The following is a 16,772-nucleotide window of genomic DNA, read 5'->3' as shown; positions in this document are numbered from 1 at the left end:
GTGTGAGCAGCTCAGCCGCCGTAGTTCCATCCGGTTTCTTTCATCGTGAGCGCTTCGGCGTCGCGCTTGACGTGCGCGTCGGTGACTTTGCCGACCACGACGCTGTGATCGCCAAGCTCGTAAAAGCCGACGACCTCGCATTCGACCGAGGCGGGCGCGTCGCTGATGATCGGTGCGCCGTTGGCGCCGTTCTCGAATGCGAAGTCACCGAACTTGCCGTCCTTGGGTTCGACGTGACGAAAGAACGCGCCCGCGATTCCTTTCTGTCCGGCGGCGAGCATCGAGAGCGCAAACTTTTTCGAATCTTTGACCATCGCATGCGAGCCCGAGTCTTTCTTGATCCCGACCACCACCAGCGGCGGATTGAAGCTGGCCTGCGTGACCCAGTTGACGGTCGCCGCGGTAGCAGTGCCGCCGTGAGCAGCGCCGAGCACGAACAGGCCGTAAGGGATCATCAACAGTGCTTGTTTTTTTGCTTTTTCATCCATGATTCGAGACTCCTTTCCTGAACGAGGTTTTGTATGAATCGCCGAAAAAATAGCATCTCCACACCAGGCGGCGCGGGAGGTATACTCAGGCAAAGATTGCACCGATGGCGCTAATCAAGTCAAAGAGTCCGAAGATCAAAGGGCTGCACGAAGTGGGGCGCTACGCCGTCGGCGTGCAATGGGTTGATGGTCACGACAGCATCTTCCCGCTCGAGAATTTGCGCCGCGGATGCCCCTGCGACGTGTGCAAGGGAAACGTGAGCGGCGACGTGCCGCCGGCGTCGACGCGGATGCGCCAGCTTTCGCGGCTGGGCGACGCGGCGATGTTTATCGGATGGGCTGACGGTCACGAGACTATCTACACGATGTCGCAGCTCAGAAGTCTCTGCCGATGCGCATACTGCGTGGCGGAGCCCGAGCGCCCGATCACCGGCGGCTAGATCCAAGTCGCACCGGGGAGGATGGCGTGCAGTGTCCGTCGGCGATGCTCCGTAAGCGGAGGATTTGTGCCGTGATCAAAGTGAAAATTTGCAACGACAAACCAGTGGTGATTCCAGCCGACAGTCGCCAATACGATTTGCGCGCTTTGGTTGACCAGATTACGCGAGAGAACAGTCACGATTTGATCGACTGGGGCAAGCCAGTCGGAAAAGAAAGCTGGTAGTCAACATCACTTCGCATTTTGTGGACAAAGGTGGTAGACCAGTGCCCCGTGGGAAAGCGAACAGTCGCCGAGATGACCGCCGAGACACTCCGCGAAATTGGGGTGTTGTCGGCAGTCTTCTTCGCGTTGGACAACATGATGAAGGACAATAGGGCTCAAGCTTTCCTTCTAAATGTGACGATTTATTTCCTGATTGGGTGTATTGTAGTTTTTGCGGTGGGTTTAATCATCGAACGGATGAGGCCCGAAGGCGATTGAGCCTGACGAGAGATTGAAAAATGGAGCCATTGAAAGCATTTGGAGTTCCAGCCGGGCTGGCGGTCTTTGTGGCCATCGTTGGATTTGTTTCGGTGATTCGCTCCCGACGACGAGTCGCCCGCGCCCGCCGAGAAGCTGAGCCCGAGCGCACTGCCGCGTACAAGTGATCAACGATCCCTTGGAATTGAAAAGGCCGGGCCAGAGTGGCTCGGCCTTCCGCTTTTCAGACCTCGCCCTCGCGTCTCACTAGTGCGTCGGGTTGTATTCGGGCGGTTGTTGCGCCGAATGCTTGCTGATGCTGCCGCGGCCGGACGCGCCACCGTTTAATGCGTCGAGATTTGCCTGCGCGACTCTCAGGTTTGGATTGAGTTGCAGCGCCTTCTCCCACGCTTCTTCCGCTTCGCCGAAACGCTGCAAATCGTTCATCGCCATGCCCTTGGCGTTGTAGAGGCGCGCGTTGTGAGGATCCTTGACGAGTCCCGCGTTAGCCGCGAGGAGCGCATCTTCCGCGTCGCCGACGCGCAGATACACGTCGGCCAACTCGATGAAATTGCTGCCAGACGGATTCAGGTCGGTCGCCGTGCGGTACATCTCGATCGCCGTGTCGCCGTCGCGCAGGACGCCGTAACAGAAGCCGAGGTCCACGTAGGCCGAATCGTTGCGCGGATCGATTTTCAGCGCGAGATGCAGTTTGTCCATGGCCTGGTGAATCAATTTCGTATCGACCGGATCGGCGTGCCCCGCCTGCATCACCATCTTTTCCGCCTCGGCAACCACTGCGTCGGATTCCGCGCGATTAGCCTCGGCGGCGCGGCTCGACGACGCGAGCGCGAGGATTCCCGACGCCGAAATCGCGACGGCCAGCACCAAGCCCACATTCAACCGCAACTTCCCGACCAATCGACAAAGCATCTTCGTGTTCATCCCGATACCAATGATAATAGGCGAGCCTGGATTCACAACTGTTCGATGATCCAAGCAAATTAGCGCACTCTTCCCGAGTTCGCGATACGCTCGCCCGGTTCAATTGTGCTGGATGGATGTGGCTCGGCGCGAAACGTTCACTAGGCGCGCGGCGACGTTGTTTCGTGCGGGCGGCTCCGATAACTATGGGAGTGTGCCCCGCGACTCGTTCAATCGTGAAATAGATTACCTGCGCATGTCGGTTATCGACGCATGCAACCTGCGATGCGTCTACTGCATGCCGCTGGAGGGCATCCGCTTCCTCCCCAAGGACGAGCTGCTGACGCCGGCAGAATTTGAAACCGTCGCGCGCTCTGCGGTGAGCGTGGGCTTTCGAAAATTCAGGCTGACGGGCGGCGAGCCTACTTTGCGGCTCGATCTGGTTGAGATAGTCGAGCGCCTCGCGCGCGTTCCCGGCGTGGAAGGTCTCGCACTGACCACCAACGCGCTGCTGCTCACGGATCTTGCGCCCGCATTGAAACACGCGGGGCTGAATCGCATCAATGTGCATCTCGACAGCCTCGATCCGGCGACCGTCGAGCGGCAGATGCGATGGGGCAGCTTCGAGAAAATCTGGCGCGGGATCGTCGCGGCGGAAGAGGCGGGACTCACGCCGATAAAGCTCAACTCGGTGGTGACGGCCGGCTACAACGAATCCGATGTCGTCGAGCTTGCGCGGTTGACTGTTGAGCGCGACTGGCACGTGCGGTTTATCGAGCTGATGCCGCTCGGCGGCGGCGAATGCGCGACGTTGTCGATGAAGCGCTACGTCTCGAACATCGAAACGCGGCGCAGAATCGAGTCGGCACTGGGCCCGCTCGTCGAAATCCCGTCGGAAAACCTGGCCGACGAATCGCGCAACTACCAGCTTGCGGGCGCGCGCGGCGTGATCGGTTTCATCAGCCCGGTGAGCGAGCCGTACTGCGGAACCTGCAACCGGATGCGCCTGACGGCAGACGGAAAGTTCCACCTGTGCCTGCTTAACGATGACGAACTCGACGTCCGCAAAGCGCTGCGTTCGAACTCAAGCGATGTGATAGCCGACGTAGCCCGAATCCTGAAGCGCGCAGTCGAGCTGAAGCCCACAGGCCACCACCTGCTGGAAGGCCGCTCGACGCAGGACCGCTCGATGTACCAAATCGGCGGCTAGCAGCGTGGGTTTTCATCAAATCCAGCGCTAGACACAGAGTTGCCAGGCAGCCGACGAAGTAGGACTTAGCCATGAGATGCGCTGAGCCTCATTGTCGTGGCAGGTCAGCGCACCGCAGAATCTAGATTAGACGCTCTCCTTCCGGCGGGCCGTATTCCACCTCGATCCAGCGCTAGCGGGACCTCTTGCCGCAGTTTAGGTAATTTTGAACCAACAAAAACTAATTAACGTTTAAAAGCGTATGATTTCAACTAAAGGCATAGTCAAACATTAATTTGCATCAAGTACGCGTTCAATGCATAATTCCAACGGGGGCGTTCACTACATTTACGTAGCTTCGAGATTCAGTAGGAGGAGACAATCAGTATGAATCGGATCGGTAGCCTTTTGATGGCTTCAGGAGCCGCGGGACTCATTCTGTCGGCGTTTGTTGCTGCATCGTCCACGGCAGCAATAGCGCAGGATGACGGGTCATGGAATCTTTCGCCCAGCACGGGCGAGGCTTCCACGCAGCCCGATTCGAAGAAGCCGCCGCTCGATCTAAACGGATGCTGGAGCGGAACGATCGATGACACTAAGAACGGCGCGGGGACAGGATTCCTGTTCTTCGTTCAAGATGGGACTAAACTTGGTGTCGGCACAGGCGCTGAGCTCGACATACCCAGCTTGGGCTCTGCATCGGGGCCACTCAAAGGGAAGGCCAATAGTCAGGATTTCGAGTTGGGCTTCCACGGAAAGGGCTGCAACATCTCATTTCATGGTACAATCTCGAATTCCGGCGATCTAACCGGCATGTACCATCTGTCGAAGAAATGCTTCGGTCAAGTGCTGAAGGGAACCTTCGACTACACATTCGACGTGACCAGCGCGAGCTGCCCCTGAGTAAGATCCCGGATTCGCTTAATCCAATTATCGGAGAAACGAGGCGTCCGACTTTGTTCGGGCGCCTCGAACCCGAGCCCGCGAAGATCCATGTAGCACAACGGCGGAGAACACATGGCCGCGGCCGCGTCGGAGCCGAGTTAAATACGCTGAGCCGCTGCGGGTGAGGATCCAGGCCCGCGGCCAGCGGACTCACTCATGGGCGCGGACGGACGATGTAGAGGCCGCGGCCCATCAGGCCTTCGGTGTCGTAGCGGACGTCCATGTTCGCTAACTCGAATGCGTGGGTCATCTCGTCGCGCGTGAACAAGCCGAGCTCGAGGCGTTCGCTGTAGTGCTCGATGCCCGCGGAGGTGCTCCTCAGATAGTGCATGAGCGTGGTTGACAGGTTGCCTTCCTGGCCGCTCAAACTCATGCGGCAAACTTTGTCCGGGCCGATTTCGCCGGCATGAATGAAAGTGTTGCCGGGCTTCCAATTTTCTGGAGTTATCCACGGCTCGACGATCAGCACGCCGCTGGGTTTTACGTGACGCGCCATGCATGCGACCGCGCGATTCATGCGTTCGACGGTTTTGACGTAGCCGATTGCACTGAACAGGCACGTAACCGCGTCGTAGGTCGTCGCCAGATCGAAGTCGGTCATGTCGGCGCGGGTGTAGTGACCCGCGGGATTCTTCAGGCGCGCCGCGGGCAGGTAGTTTTCGTTTAGATCGATGCCGTCGACTGAGTAATGATTTTTCAGAAATTTGTCGTGCTCGCCGGTGCCGGATGCGACGTCGAGAATCGTGCGTGCGCCCGGAGCGGCCACCGCAATGACGGCGCGCAGAATCTCGCACTCGTGCGCGTAATTCTTGAAGTGATAGATGGCATCGTAGAGTTCGGGACTTTCGAGGAACATCGGCGTCAGCTTACCATTTCACGCGGCGGATTCACGGTAGCTGGGTGTGGTAAGAATTTGATGGGATGAAAGCGCGCGAAGCCGCCGTTAACCTCGACCTGCGAGGGGTCAAGTGTCCGCTCAACTGGGCGCGCGCGAAGGTGCGCCTCGAGCAGATGGCGCGTGGCGAGGTGCTCGAGCTGACGCTCGACGATCCGCGCGGCGCTCGCGACATCCCGAGCGCGGCCGAGGCGGAAGGTTACGTGATACTCGAGTCGACCGTGCGCGACGGCCTCTTCCACCTGCGCATCGAGCGCTAAGTAGACGTGCCCTAAAAACTTCCTCGGAAGCGTGAAACCCACGGTGGGTTTCACATTTGATTCCTCTCTCGTTTGCACCTCGCGGGCGTTCGCGTTAGAAGTCCGCCGATGCGCGTACAAGTTGGCGACGTTCGATTGTTCTTCGATGTCGAAGGCGCGAAGCTGCGGCCCGACGGCGCGAAGATCCGCGAGGTGCCGACGGTAGTCCTGCTGCACGGCGGGCCTGGCTTCGACCATTCGAACTTCAAGCCCGACTTCTCGCGGCTCGCCGAGACCGCGCAGGTCGTGTATCTCGACCATCGCGGCAACGGGCGCAGTGACCACGGCGATTCGGCGAAGTGGAATCTCGCGCAATGGGGCGACGACGTGCGCGCGTTCTGCGAGGCGCTGGAAATTGAGCGGCCGATCGTGCTCGGCGTTTCGTTCGGCGGGATGGTTGCGATGTCGTACGCGACGCGTCATCCGGAGCATCCCGCGAAGCTGGTGCTGAGCAGCACGGCGGCGGTAAGCCGGCAGGATCGATCGCTGGAGATGTTCGAGAAGCTCGGCGGCGCGGAAGTGCGCGAGGTGGCGCGCCGATTTTTCGAGAATCCCGGGTCGGAGGCGATGGCCGAATATCAGAAAAAGTGCCTCCCGCTGTACAATCGCAAGCCGTCGCCGCCGGAGTTCATGCAGCGTGCGGTGATGAATCCGAAGTTGACCGCGGATTTTTTTCTGCACGAAGCGCACACCTTAAACTTTCTGCCCGACCTCGGGAAAATAAAGTGCCCGACGCTGATTACCGCGGGCGAACTCGATCCGATTCTGCCGGTTGCCGATTCGAAGGACATCGCAGCCGCGATGGCGCCGGGAGTCGCGCGGCTGGAATTGTTCGAGAACGCCGGCCACGGGGTGCATCGCGACCAGCCGGATCGGTTCTTCAAAATGCTCGACGAATTCATCCTGGCGTGACGCGCGGGCGATGGCGACGCGCTACTTCACTCCGCGTTTTTTCGAATTCTTCGAAGAGCTGAGCCGCAACAACAATCGCGAGTGGTTCGCAGCCAACAAGGCGCGCTACGAGCACGACGTGCGCGAGCCGATGCTCGCGTTCATCGCGGACTTCGCGCCGCGGCTGCGAAAGATCAGTGCATGCTACGTAGCGGACCCGCGGCCGATCGGCGGATCGATGATGCGCATCTATCGGAATCTGCGATTCTCGCGCGACAAGACGCCGTATCACATCAACGCGTCTGCAGCGTTCGGGCATCGCGACGGCGCGCGTCATCACGGGTCGCCGTCGTTCTACTTGTCGCTGTCGCCGGCGGAGGCTTTCGCGGGCGTCGGCGTGTGGCATCCGGATGCGGACACGGTCGCGAAGATCCGCGATGCGATCGTCGCGCATCCGTCGAAATGGAAGAGCGCCATCAACGATAAAAAATTCAAGGCGCGTTTCGAGATGATGGGCGACATGCTGTCGCGTCCGCCGAAGGGCTACGATGGCGAGCATCCGATGATCGAGGACCTGAAGCGCAAGGATTTCATCGGTGGTACAGAGTTCACGCGGAAAGAAGTCTGTTCGGCCGAGTTCATGGATCTGTTCTGCAAAGCGTGCGCGGCATCGTCGCTGTTCATGAAGTTCCTGACCGAGGCGATGGGCCTGAAGTGGTGAAGGCGGAGGCGGAATCCTGAATCGCGCGCGACCTCTCCCCTGACCCCTCTCCCTTCAGGAGAGGGGAACAGAAGAATCCGCGCGCTTAGCTCAACCCGTTAGGCCAAGTGTGGGTTGGCGGGATAAACTCATCGCGATGCGATGTTCCAGTTGCGGGACGGAAAATCCGGGCGGGATGAAGTTTTGCGGCGGTTGTGGGGCTGCGCTTCGTAACAAGTGTTCGCGCTGCGGATTCGAAAATCAGCCCGAATTCAAATTTTGCGGTGAATGCGGCACTGCGCTGACGTTGGCTCGGGAAGCGGTCGCCAGCGTCAAGGTCTCTAAGCCGATGGTCGAGCCCGCGGTTCGCGTCAGGTTGGAGCAGGATGCTGCTGACGCGGCGGGGGGAGAGCGCAAGACCGTCACGGCGCTGTTTGCGGATATCAAGGGATCGATGGACCTGATGGAGGGGCTCGATCCTGAGGAGGCGCGGGCGATTGTCGATCCGGCGCTGAAGCTGATGATCGACGCGATGCATCGCTACGACGGTTACATCGTGCAGTCCACCGGCGACGGAATCTTCGCGCTGTTCGGCGCGCCGGTCGCGCATGAGGACCATGCCCAGCGCGGACTTTACGCTGCGCTGCGGGTGCAGGAGGACATGGCGAAGTATTCGGCGGGTTTGCGCGCGGCGGGAAATCCGCCGGTCGAAATTCGCGTCGGACTCAACACGGGCGAAGTGGTGGTGCGATCGATTCGCACCGACGACGCGCATACCGAATACACGCCGATTGGACATTCGATGAGCCTGGCGGCGCGGATGCAGACGCTGGCGCCGACCGGATCGATCGTTATCACGGAGCAGACTCAGAAACTCACGGCCGGCTACTTCGATTTGAAACCGCTCGGCCCGGCGCGAATCAAGGGCGTCAGCGATCCGATCAATGTGTACGAGGTGATTGGGATCGGTCCGCTCAGGACGCGGCTGCAGATGTCGGCGTCGCGCGGGTTGTCGAAGTTCGTGGGCCGGCGTGCGGAGCTGGAGCAACTCGACAAGGCGCTCGAGCTGGCGCGCGGCGGGCATGGGCAGATCGTTGCGGCGATGGCCGAGGCGGGAGTCGGCAAGTCGCGCCTCTTTTACGAATTCAAGACCCGACGCCAAGCCGAGTGCGTCGTGCTCGAGGCGTTTTCGTTCTCGCATGGCAAAGCGTCGGCGTATCTGCCGGTGGTCGATCTGCTGAAGACATATTTTCGAATTGCCGATCGCGACGACGAGCGCACGCGGCGCGAGAAGGTCACCGGCAAGGTGCTGGCGCTGGATCGCGCGCTGGAAGATACGCTGCCGCATCTGTTCGCGCTGCTAGGAATTCCGATCGGCGAGGCCGGTCTGGAGGGGATGGATCCTTCGATTCGACGCCGTCGCACGCGCGAGGCGGTCAAGAGTCTGATCGTGCGCGAGAGCCTGAATCAGCCGCTGATGCTTATTTTCGAGGACCTGCACTGGGTCGACGCGGAGTCCGAAGCGCTGTTGCAGCTCCTCGCCGACTCGATCGGCACCGCGCAGATTTTGATGATGGTCAACTATCGGCCCGAGTATCGACACAACTGGGGCAACAAGAGCTACTACACGCAGTTGCGGCTCGATCCGCTCGGACCCGAAAACGCGGCCGAGCTGCTGACGGCGATGATTGGTGACGCGCCCGCGCTGGCGCCGTTGAAGGCTACGATCATCGAGCGCACCCAGGGCAATCCGTTTTTCATGGAAGAGATGGTTCAGGTGCTGTTCGATCAGGGTGTGCTGGTGCGCGACGGTGCCGTGGTGTCACTCGCGAAGCCGCTGACGTCGATCCAGATACCGTCGACCGTCAAGGGTATCCTGGCGGCGCGAATCGACAAGCTGGCGGCGGCGGACAAGGACCTGCTGCAATCGCTCGCGGTGATCGGCAAGGAATTTCCGATCGGCCTGGTGCGGCGCGTGGTCGGCAAACCCGATGACGAGCTGGCCCCGATGTTATCGAACCTGCAGGCGGCGGAGTTCATCTACGAGCAGCCGGCCTTTCCCGAAAACGAATACACGTTCAAGCACGCGCTGACGCAGGAAGTCGCGTACGACTCGGTCTTGATGCAGCGGCGCAGGGCGATCCACGAGCGCACGGCGATGGCGCTCGAAGAGATGTTCGCGGCGACGCTTGACGATCACGTGGCCGACCTGGCGCATCACTACAGCCGCAGTGCCAACGCACCGAAGGCGATTGAGTATTTGCGGCGCGCGGCCGACCAGGCGGGGGCGAGGTCGGCGTACAACGACGCGATCGGCTATGCGCGCGAGGGGTTGCGGCTGATCGCCATGATGCCGGAATCGCGCGAGCGCGATCAGATCGAGCTAGAGATCCAGATGCTGCTGGGGCCGCTGCTGGTTGCGGTCCAGGGATTTTCGTCGCAGGAGCTGGCGACCAATATCCAGCGCGCGCAGGAACTCTGCCGCCGCGCGGGAGAGACACCCGAAATCTTCGGCGTGCTGGCGGCGCTATGGAGTTTCGATCACGCCAACGGTCAACTGCGCGAGAGCCGGGTGCTCGCAGACCGACTGCTCACGATGGCGGCCCGCATGCAGACCGATCTAGCGACAGCGGTCGCGCACAATGCGATGGGGGCGTCATGCCTGTGGCTGGGAGAATTTCCGGCGGCGCGCGAACATCTGGAGATCTCCGCCGACGCTTTCGACCGCGATCTGAAGCTTTACTTGCCGATGATGCAGATACCGGTGACGCCCTCGCGCTGCAATCTTGCGTGGGCGCTTCACATGGCCGGATACCCGGACCAGGCGAAACGACGAATGGACGAGGCAATCGAAATGGCGCTGCAGCTTCGCCGCCCCTTCAGCGTCGCGTTTGCCAACCTGTACGCGATCGTGCTGATGCATTTTCGATATGAGTATGCCGAGGTGCGGCCCCGTTCGGAGACTCTGATCGAACTGTCGCGCGAAAATGGACTTCCCTTTTGGCTCGCGGCGGGAGAGATGTGCCTGGCGCGAACGATCGCCGGCGAGGGCGAGTTTCGCGGTGATGAAGCTGCGATGACGTCGGGCCTCGCGATGCTGAAAGAGGCCGTCGAGAGCCTGGCCGCCAGCGGCGCCGACCTGATCTACACGTTCTCGTTCATCATGCTGGCGGAAGTTTATCTTACGATGAAACGAGTAGACGAATGCCTGCGCGCGCTCGACCAGATTGGGCAACGGATCGAGCAGAAGGACCATCGCCTGCTCGAGGTTGAAGTTCACAGGATTCGCGGCGCGGCGATTCTGCTGCGTCCCGACGGCGCCGCCGAAGCAGAGCGATGCTTCCGGCGCGCAATTGAGATTGGCGTGCGGCAGGGAGCGAAGTCATGGAGACTGCGCGCGGCGACGAGCCTGGCGCGGCTGTTGTTGAAAACCGGCAGGCGCGACGAGGCTCGCGCAGCGCTGGCGCCGGCATACGCGGAATTCACCGAGGGATTCGAGACGAACGATCTACGCGAGGCGAAGGCGCTGATCGAAGAATTAACCGCGTAGCGCGTCGGCGCTTACAGCATGCGGCCGATCTTCTGGCGCAGGCGACCGAAGAATCCGGCGCGCTCGACGCCCGCCTTGGTGACGATTGGAATCGTCGACTCCGGCTTGCCGGCGAGCAGCACCGTCAGATCTCCGACCTGCGTGCCGGGTTGCACGGGCGCATCGACGTATCTCACAGACGGCTCGAATTGAACCGTCACCTTGGTCTCTTCGCCGCGGCCGAGCGTGAACGCTGCCTCGCCGTTCGGTCCGATCGCGACGGTCTCAGCGACGCCGTCGTGCACCGGTATCGTCCGGGGCATCGCCTTTTTCAGATCAGGCCGATAGCTGACGAAAGTGCGAAACGCCCAATCGATTAATTTTTCGGACTCTGTCACGCGCCGCGCCTCGCTCGGAGCGCCCAGCACGGCCGACAGCAGATGCATCCCGTTCGACGACGCCGACGCGACCAGGTGATAGCCCGCTTCGTCGACGTGACCGGTCTTAATACCATTGACCCGAGGATCGTGCAGAAGCAGCTTGTTGAAATTCGGCTGCGAGATTTTGTCGAAGGTGAATTCCTTGGCCGAGGTGTAGGTGAGCGCTTCGGGATGATGAATCACTAGCGAGTGCGCGAGAGCGACCATGTCGGCGGCAGTGGTGAACTCGCCTTGATCGGGCAAGCCGTCGGGGTTGTTGAAGTGAGTCTCCTTGAGGCCGATTTCCGTGGCCTTGTCGTTCATCATCCTGGTGAACCCGTCGGTGGTGCTGCCGAGATATTCCGCCAGCGCGACCGCGGCGTCGTTGCCCGACGACACCATCAGGCCGTACAGGAGATCGTTCACCGCGACTTTTTGGCCGACGCCCAGGAACATCCGCGAGACGGTGTCGTTCATCGAGAGCCGCCAGGCATTTTCACTGATAGTGACGTCGGTCGAAGGAGTGATTTTGCCGGCCTTCAGCGCGTCGAGGGAGAGATAGAAGGTCATGATCTTGGCGAGGCTGGCGGGCTGCATCTTGTCGTGCTCGTTGTAGGCGTACAGCACCGCGCCAGTGTCGGCATCGATCATGTAGGCGGCCCTCGCGTCGAGAGCGAAGGGGGCAGGCCGGTCTCCAAGGACGTGAATCGACGTCAGCGGAACGGCGGTTACGTCTTCATGGACCGTCGGCGCGACGGGATGGCGGTGAATGACCTTCGCCAGCGAAGGCGTGGAGCTCGCCGCCAGAATAGCGATAACTGCAAGCGCAATAATTTTCGAGATTGGTTTTATCCGCACGCCCGTCCTCATCCGCCTGAAGAGATTACTACGCGAGCGCCCGACGCGCGACGTTCGCAAACAGGTCATATTCCATTTTGTTGAAGCATAAAGGAAACTGAACCCTCATGGATATGTCCGTAATCTTACCGGTCATGAACGAGGCCGAAAACCTCCGGGTGTTGATCCCCAGGCTAATCTCGTTGCTCGATCGCGAGCACATTACCCATGAGATCATCGTGATCGACGGACCGTCAACCGATGGCACTAGCGAAGTCGCTCGAGAGCTGGGCGCGCGGGTGGTTGAAGAACGCCAGCGCGGATACGCGGGCGCTATGAAGACAGGGATTGCGGAGGCGCGCGGCGACTACGTGCTGACGCTCGACGCGGACCAGTCGCATGACCCGGATTTCGTGGTCAAGATGTGGCGCGCCCGCACGCGCGCGGACATCGTGGTCGCGTCGCGCTACGTGCTTGGGGGAGTCGCATACTCCGACTTCATACGCAGATCGACCAGCTGGTTTCTCAACCAGGGGTTGCGGCGGATGCTCTCGATACCGGTGCGGGACATGTCCAGCGGCTATCGGCTGTACCGGCGCGAGGTGTTCAAGGAGCTGGAGCTCAGGTCCTCGAATTTCGAAGTGCAGGAGGAAATCCTGGTCAAGGCGTATGCGAGCGGATTCAGCGTGGTGGAAGTTCCGTTCACGTATTTTCCGCGCGGCGCGGGCCGATCGCACGCCAGGCTTTTCAGCTTCGGCTGGAAGATCTTCCGTTCTTCGCTGTCGCTGTGGAAAATCCGCAACTCGCTCTTGTCCGCCGACTACGACGAACGCGCCTTCTATAGCAAAATTCCGCCGCAGCGCTACTGGCAGCGCCGCCGCCATCGAATCACGGTCTTGTGGGCGCGCGGTGCGGATCGCGTGCTCGATGCGGGATGCGGTTCCAGCCTGATCGTGCAGAGTCTCAACAACGTGGTCGGCATGGACTTCAACTACGCCAAGCTCCGATTTCTGCGCCGCTACGAAATTCCCCTGGTTCAGGGATCGGCGTTCGCGCTGCCGTTCAAGGACGATTCGTTCGACTGCGTGATGAGCTCGCAGGTTATAGAGCATATCCGATACGACGAATCGATTTTCAGTGAGATGCAGCGGGTGCTCCGTACGGGAGGCACGCTGATTCTCGGCACGCCCGACTATGCGACGATTGGCTGGCGGATCATCGAACCGATTTACGGTTTCCTGATGCCCGGCGGGTACAAAGACGAGCACATAACGCATTACACACTCGACCAGCTCCGTGAGATCCTGGCGCGCTACGGAATCGTGATCGAGGAGACTGCTTATATCGCGCGCAGCGAGCTGATCCTTCGATGCCGCAAGGCTGGGCTCGAGGAGCGTGCGCAGGCTGATGTCGCCGCGGTTGCATTGACTGCGGCTTGAAAAGGCGAGTCCCGATCATGATCAGACCAGCCAGCGCGCTGACTATCCTGATGACGATCGCGACTTGTATCGCGTCGTGCTCGAGCAAGCAGGAGCGACCAACTCCGCCCGGGATGGATCTGGCGAGCATGCAGATGAAGCCAGCTGCACCCGGCAGTTGCCGGATCGATGCGATCAAGATGTGCCAGGCCGTGGGAGGGACCGCGGCGCCGCAGACGGAGCAGAAGGCGACGATACCGATGCCGTCCTACGGACCGCCCAGTCTTCCCGATTCAATCGAATTTCAAATTCCCGCGGGTCAGAATATCAAGCTGATGTGCTATTACGATCCGCAGCATACGTCGGTCTATCGGGCCGACGCTACGCCGGACGCGGCGCTGACCGAGAACTCAGTCGAGTACATGAAGAAGCAGGGATTCTGCGCTAACAAGTGAGGATATCAAGATGCCAAAGATTCAAGTCGGCGATGTGAACCTCAACTACGACGTTGCCGGGAAGGGCGAGCCCTTGCTGATGATCATGGGACTCGGCGCGAGTTCAGCGCAGTGGGATCCGGAGCTGGTAACCGACCTCGCGCGCACGTTGCGCGTAATCACCTTCGACAATCGCGGCACCGGGCAGAGCGACAAGCCCGACGCACCGTACTCGATCGAGATGTTCGCCGATGACGCGGCGGGCGTGCTCGACAAGCTCGACGTTCCGCGGGTGCATATTTTTGGTGTGTCGATGGGCGGGATGATCGCGCAGGAGTTCGCGCTGCGGCATCCGAAGCGAACGGCGACCGTCACGCTCGGATGCACGACGGCGGGCGGTACGCATTCAGTGCCGCCGCCGCCCGAATCTTTGAAAATTCTGACCGCGCCGCGCGAGGGTGTTTCGCCCGAAGACGTGATTCGGCGCGGATGGCCGCTGGGACATACTCCAAAATACATCGCGGAGCATCGCGACTTGCTCGAGGCTGCGATTCCGCGCCTGTTGAAACATCCGACGCCACCGTTTGCGTTCCAGCGTCAGCTCGAAGCGACTTACACCCTCAAGACTTTCGACCGGCTGGCGCAGATCAAAGCGCCGACTTTGGTGGTCACCGGCGCCGAGGACGTGCTGATACCCGCGAAGAACTCGGAAATAATCGCGTCGCAAATTCCCGGCGCGAAATTACATATCATCCCGGGCGTCGGACACGCGTTCATGTCCGACGCGCGCGAGGAATTCCTGAAAGTATTCGTGCCGTTCGTGAAATCGCATCCGATCGCGGCGTGAAATCAAAAGGAGCGCTGCACGATTTTTCAAAACCGGAAGCGGCTTCGCTGGCGCGAGGCTGTCCCGAGGCAAGAAGCCAGTTCCTGCCGCTCGCGATGCTCGCTTCGTCAGGATGACTAATGCCTTCGTTTTACGATTTCGCGGTCGTCTGCCAATCGCTCAGCCAGACTCAGAGCCGGCTGCAGATGGCCGAAGAGGTGGGCACCTTCCTGGCTGCGCTCGACGTTGACGAGGCGGAAATAGCGGCGCGATTCATGGTCGGGCGCGCGGTCGAGCAGGGCGAGGAGAAGCGCCTGCAGATAAGCGGCCGCGCAATTTGGAAAATCGTCGCCGAGATGACCGACAGCGCGGACCAGGGCGAGGATATTTTCACCGCCGCCGAGGATTTTGGCGAGGCGGTCGAGATGACGCTCAAGCTTCGCGGCGCCGATCCCGAACCCACGCTTACGATTCGCGAGCTCAATGAAAAACTCGCCGAGATTGCTGCGATCGAGGGGCGCCACGCGCGCAACCGCAAGCTCGATGCATTGCGCGAGTTGTTTACGCGCGCATCGGCGTTCGAAGGCAAGTACATCGCGAAGATCCTGATCGGCGAGATGCGCCATGGCGTCAGCGAAGGGCTGATGCTCGAGGCAATCGCAAAAATGAGCGCGCGGCCGGTCACCGAAGTTCGCCGGCTGCATATGCTGGAGGCCGACCTCGGGCGCGTGGTGCGAATGATCCGGTCGCCGGCCGGCACGGAAAAATCCGGGGTGAGCGATTCTTCGCCGAGCACGCGCGCAGTCAAGCCGCTCAAGCCGATGCTCGCGTTTCCGGTTGACGATATTGCGGAAGCGTTCGCCACGCTGGGCCCGGAGCTATCGTTCGAGCACAAGCTCGACGGGGCGCGCGTGCAGATACATCATGCGGGCAACGAAAATGGCGGTGTGCGGATTTTTTCGCGCAGGCTGAACGAGATTACCGAGAGCATTCCCGACGTGGTCGAGGTTGTGAATCGAATCGGCGTGCGTCACGCGATCCTCGACGGCGAAGTGATCGGCGTCGACGCGTCGGGGCGGCCGGCCGCATTTCAGGATCTGATGCGTCGGTTTGGACGCACTCGCGAGGTCGAGAAGGCGCGCGTCGAGCAGCCGTTGAAGCTGTACGTGTTCGACGTGCTCGCACTCGACGGCGAGCTGACGATCGATCGTCCGTGGGCGGAAAGAATTTCGATGCTCGAGGAATTGCAGTCGTCAGCCGGGCTGGAAATCGTCGAACGAATCATCAAGCCGAATCTCGCTGACGCCGAAAAATTTTACGCGGAAGCGGTGGCTGCCGGATATGAAGGCGTGATGGCGAAGTCGCTCTCGAGCGCCTACACGCCGGGCGCGCGCGGGCGCGGATGGCTCAAGATAAAGCATACACGCACGCTCGACCTGGTGATCGTCGCGGCGGAGTGGGGCTACGGACGCCGCCACGGCTGGCTGTCCAATTACCATCTCGCGGCGCGCGACCAGAGCGGTGGCTTTGCGATGCTCGGTAAGACGTTCAAGGGTCTCAGCGACGAACAATTTCGCGCGATGACGGAGCGGCTGCTCGCGCTCAAGACCGCGGAGTCGCATGGAGTCGTGAGCGTCCGCCCCGAAGTCGTGGTCGAGGTCGCTTACAATGACATCCAGCGCAGTCCGAACTATGCCGCCGGCATGGCGTTGCGATTCGCGCGTATCGTGCGCATCCGCGACGACAAGTCGCCGGAGCAGGCGGACTCAATTGATACTGTGACTGCAGATTACGAGCGGCAGAAAATTCTGCCGTCGGCCGGAAAGGTCTGATTTTTCACTGGTCGCCGCGCCGCGAATCAGTGGTGGTGATGCTGGATGTGGTTGGGCTCGTGCGCGTCGCTGAGCGCCATCCCGATCGCTTCCATTTCCGATTGGCCGAAATCCTCGAGCACGAAGGCTTCGACTCCGGCTTCGCTGTCGACCCGCTCGTACAGGTCGCAGCACCACCAGTCGGGACTCAGCTGACGAGTCCGGATGACGAAAACGTTGCCGCAAACCACTTCAACCCGTTCCAT

At 60.7% G+C, this 16,772-nt stretch carries 17 protein-coding genes and 1 pseudogene; 13 read left to right on the top strand and 5 right to left on the bottom strand.

The genetic code is table 11. The features are described from left to right. Positions 1 to 11: 11 nt before the first annotated feature. The gene (locus WB650_RS07110) at positions 12 to 488 is read right to left on the bottom strand and encodes a flavin reductase family protein (RefSeq protein WP_422302694.1); all 477 of its coding nucleotides are present in this window, start codon (positions 486 to 488) and stop codon (positions 12 to 14) included. 104 nt (positions 489 to 592) lie between these two features. Here WB650_RS07110 and WB650_RS07105 point away from each other — a divergent pair, with 104 nt between their 5' ends. Beyond that, entirely contained in the window at positions 593 to 928 is a 336-nt protein-coding gene (locus WB650_RS07105) for a gamma-butyrobetaine hydroxylase-like domain-containing protein (protein ID WP_422302692.1), read from the top strand. Positions 929 to 999: 71 nt separating this feature from the next. Further along, on the top strand, positions 1,000 to 1,152 hold the full coding sequence (locus tag WB650_RS07100; RefSeq protein WP_422302690.1) for a hypothetical protein: 153 nt from the start codon (positions 1,000 to 1,002) through the stop codon (positions 1,150 to 1,152). 504 nt (positions 1,153 to 1,656) lie between these two features. Here WB650_RS07100 and WB650_RS07095 read toward each other — a convergent pair. Beyond that, positions 1,657 to 2,322: a tetratricopeptide repeat protein gene (locus WB650_RS07095; RefSeq protein ID WP_423959945.1), complete on the bottom strand. Its 666-nt coding sequence runs from the start codon at positions 2,320 to 2,322 to the stop codon at positions 1,657 to 1,659. 205 nt (positions 2,323 to 2,527) lie between these two features. On the opposite strand from WB650_RS07095, the gene moaA reads away from it, so the two are divergent. Beyond that, complete coding sequence (gene moaA / locus WB650_RS07090; RefSeq protein ID WP_423959982.1) at positions 2,528 to 3,523, top strand: GTP 3',8-cyclase MoaA; 996 nt, start codon at positions 2,528 to 2,530, stop codon at positions 3,521 to 3,523. 366 nt (positions 3,524 to 3,889) lie between these two features. Continuing rightward, positions 3,890 to 4,405 (top strand): hypothetical protein, encoded by a 516-nt coding sequence (locus WB650_RS07085; protein WP_422302684.1) that lies wholly within the window; start codon positions 3,890 to 3,892, stop codon positions 4,403 to 4,405. A 196-nt stretch (positions 4,406 to 4,601) separates the two neighbouring features. Here WB650_RS07085 and WB650_RS07080 read toward each other — a convergent pair whose 3' ends face one another. After that, entirely contained in the window at positions 4,602 to 5,303 is a 702-nt protein-coding gene (locus WB650_RS07080; RefSeq protein WP_422302682.1) for a class I SAM-dependent methyltransferase, read from the bottom strand. 65 nt (positions 5,304 to 5,368) lie between these two features. Here WB650_RS07080 and WB650_RS07075 point away from each other — a divergent pair, with 65 nt between their 5' ends. The 5 genes and pseudogenes from WB650_RS07075 (at position 5,369) to WB650_RS07055 (ending at position 10,782) form a co-directional block, all read left to right on the top strand. Beyond that, positions 5,369 to 5,602: a sulfurtransferase TusA family protein gene (locus WB650_RS07075; RefSeq protein ID WP_422302680.1), complete on the top strand. Its 234-nt coding sequence runs from the start codon at positions 5,369 to 5,371 to the stop codon at positions 5,600 to 5,602. Positions 5,603 to 5,710: 108 nt separating this feature from the next. Then, the gene (locus tag WB650_RS07070; protein ID WP_422302678.1) at positions 5,711 to 6,553 is read left to right on the top strand and encodes an alpha/beta fold hydrolase; all 843 of its coding nucleotides are present in this window, start codon (positions 5,711 to 5,713) and stop codon (positions 6,551 to 6,553) included. A 10-nt stretch (positions 6,554 to 6,563) separates the two neighbouring features. After that, on the top strand, positions 6,564 to 7,253 hold the full coding sequence (locus tag WB650_RS07065) for a DUF2461 domain-containing protein (RefSeq protein ID WP_422302675.1): 690 nt from the start codon (positions 6,564 to 6,566) through the stop codon (positions 7,251 to 7,253). Positions 7,254 to 7,389: 136 nt separating this feature from the next. Continuing rightward, positions 7,390 to 7,515 (top strand): annotated as a pseudogene (locus WB650_RS07060) (double zinc ribbon domain-containing protein); the annotation flags it as partial. Positions 7,516 to 7,539: 24 nt separating this feature from the next. Next, positions 7,540 to 10,782 (top strand): adenylate/guanylate cyclase domain-containing protein, encoded by a 3,243-nt coding sequence (locus tag WB650_RS07055; protein WP_423959980.1) that lies wholly within the window; start codon positions 7,540 to 7,542, stop codon positions 10,780 to 10,782. Between the two features lie 11 nt (positions 10,783 to 10,793). Here WB650_RS07055 and WB650_RS07050 read toward each other — a convergent pair whose 3' ends face one another. Next, positions 10,794 to 12,038 carry a D-alanyl-D-alanine carboxypeptidase family protein gene (locus tag WB650_RS07050; RefSeq protein WP_422303929.1) on the bottom strand — a complete coding sequence of 415 codons (1,245 nt, stop codon included), beginning with the start codon at positions 12,036 to 12,038 and terminating at the stop codon, positions 10,794 to 10,796. 107 nt (positions 12,039 to 12,145) lie between these two features. On the opposite strand from WB650_RS07050, the gene WB650_RS07045 reads away from it, so the two are divergent. The 4 genes from WB650_RS07045 (at position 12,146) to WB650_RS07030 (ending at position 16,527) form a co-directional block, all read left to right on the top strand. After that, entirely contained in the window at positions 12,146 to 13,456 is a 1,311-nt protein-coding gene (locus WB650_RS07045) for a glycosyltransferase (protein WP_422303928.1), read from the top strand. Between the two features lie 17 nt (positions 13,457 to 13,473). After that, positions 13,474 to 13,890 (top strand): hypothetical protein, encoded by a 417-nt coding sequence (locus WB650_RS07040; protein WP_422303927.1) that lies wholly within the window; start codon positions 13,474 to 13,476, stop codon positions 13,888 to 13,890. A 10-nt stretch (positions 13,891 to 13,900) separates the two neighbouring features. Next, positions 13,901 to 14,716: an alpha/beta fold hydrolase gene (locus WB650_RS07035; RefSeq protein WP_422303926.1), complete on the top strand. Its 816-nt coding sequence runs from the start codon at positions 13,901 to 13,903 to the stop codon at positions 14,714 to 14,716. 119 nt (positions 14,717 to 14,835) lie between these two features. Next, positions 14,836 to 16,527, top strand: coding sequence for an ATP-dependent DNA ligase (locus WB650_RS07030; RefSeq protein WP_423959941.1), 1,692 nt, complete (start codon positions 14,836 to 14,838; stop codon positions 16,525 to 16,527). A 26-nt stretch (positions 16,528 to 16,553) separates the two neighbouring features. On the opposite strand, the gene WB650_RS07025 is transcribed toward WB650_RS07030, so the two are convergent. Then, complete coding sequence (locus WB650_RS07025; RefSeq protein WP_423959939.1) at positions 16,554 to 16,772, bottom strand: hypothetical protein; 219 nt, start codon at positions 16,770 to 16,772, stop codon at positions 16,554 to 16,556.

This window comes from Binatus sp. (SeqCode) (assembly GCF_049584895.1).
In the GTDB taxonomy this organism is placed as follows: Bacteria; Desulfobacterota; Binatia; order Binatales; family Binataceae; genus Binatus.
The sequence above is the reverse complement of the archived record's forward strand: the minus strand, read 5'-3'. Positions and strand labels throughout refer to the sequence as shown.

Bases quoted from the DNA above. Each gene is read 5' to 3' on its own strand.
- WB650_RS07110 (WP_422302694.1), bottom strand. From the start codon at position 488: ATGGATGAAAAAGCAAAAAAACAAGCACTGTTGATGATCCCTTACGGC.
- WB650_RS07105 (WP_422302692.1), top strand. From the start codon at position 593: ATGGCGCTAATCAAGTCAAAGAGTCCGAAGATCAAAGGGCTGCACGAA.
- WB650_RS07095 (WP_423959945.1), bottom strand. From the start codon at position 2,322: ATGCTTTGTCGATTGGTCGGGAAGTTGCGGTTGAATGTGGGCTTGGTG.
- WB650_RS07085 (WP_422302684.1), top strand. From the start codon at position 3,890: ATGAATCGGATCGGTAGCCTTTTGATGGCTTCAGGAGCCGCGGGACTC.
- WB650_RS07080 (WP_422302682.1), bottom strand. From the start codon at position 5,303: ATGTTCCTCGAAAGTCCCGAACTCTACGATGCCATCTATCACTTCAAG.
- WB650_RS07075 (WP_422302680.1), top strand. From the start codon at position 5,369: ATGAAAGCGCGCGAAGCCGCCGTTAACCTCGACCTGCGAGGGGTCAAG.
- WB650_RS07070 (WP_422302678.1), top strand. From the start codon at position 5,711: ATGCGCGTACAAGTTGGCGACGTTCGATTGTTCTTCGATGTCGAAGGC.
- WB650_RS07065 (WP_422302675.1), top strand. From the start codon at position 6,564: ATGGCGACGCGCTACTTCACTCCGCGTTTTTTCGAATTCTTCGAAGAG.
- WB650_RS07045 (WP_422303928.1), top strand. From the start codon at position 12,146: ATGGATATGTCCGTAATCTTACCGGTCATGAACGAGGCCGAAAACCTC.
- WB650_RS07040 (WP_422303927.1), top strand. From the start codon at position 13,474: ATGATCAGACCAGCCAGCGCGCTGACTATCCTGATGACGATCGCGACT.
- WB650_RS07035 (WP_422303926.1), top strand. From the start codon at position 13,901: ATGCCAAAGATTCAAGTCGGCGATGTGAACCTCAACTACGACGTTGCC.
- WB650_RS07030 (WP_423959941.1), top strand. From the start codon at position 14,836: ATGCCTTCGTTTTACGATTTCGCGGTCGTCTGCCAATCGCTCAGCCAG.
- WB650_RS07025 (WP_423959939.1), bottom strand. From the start codon at position 16,772: ATGGAACGGGTTGAAGTGGTTTGCGGCAACGTTTTCGTCATCCGGACT.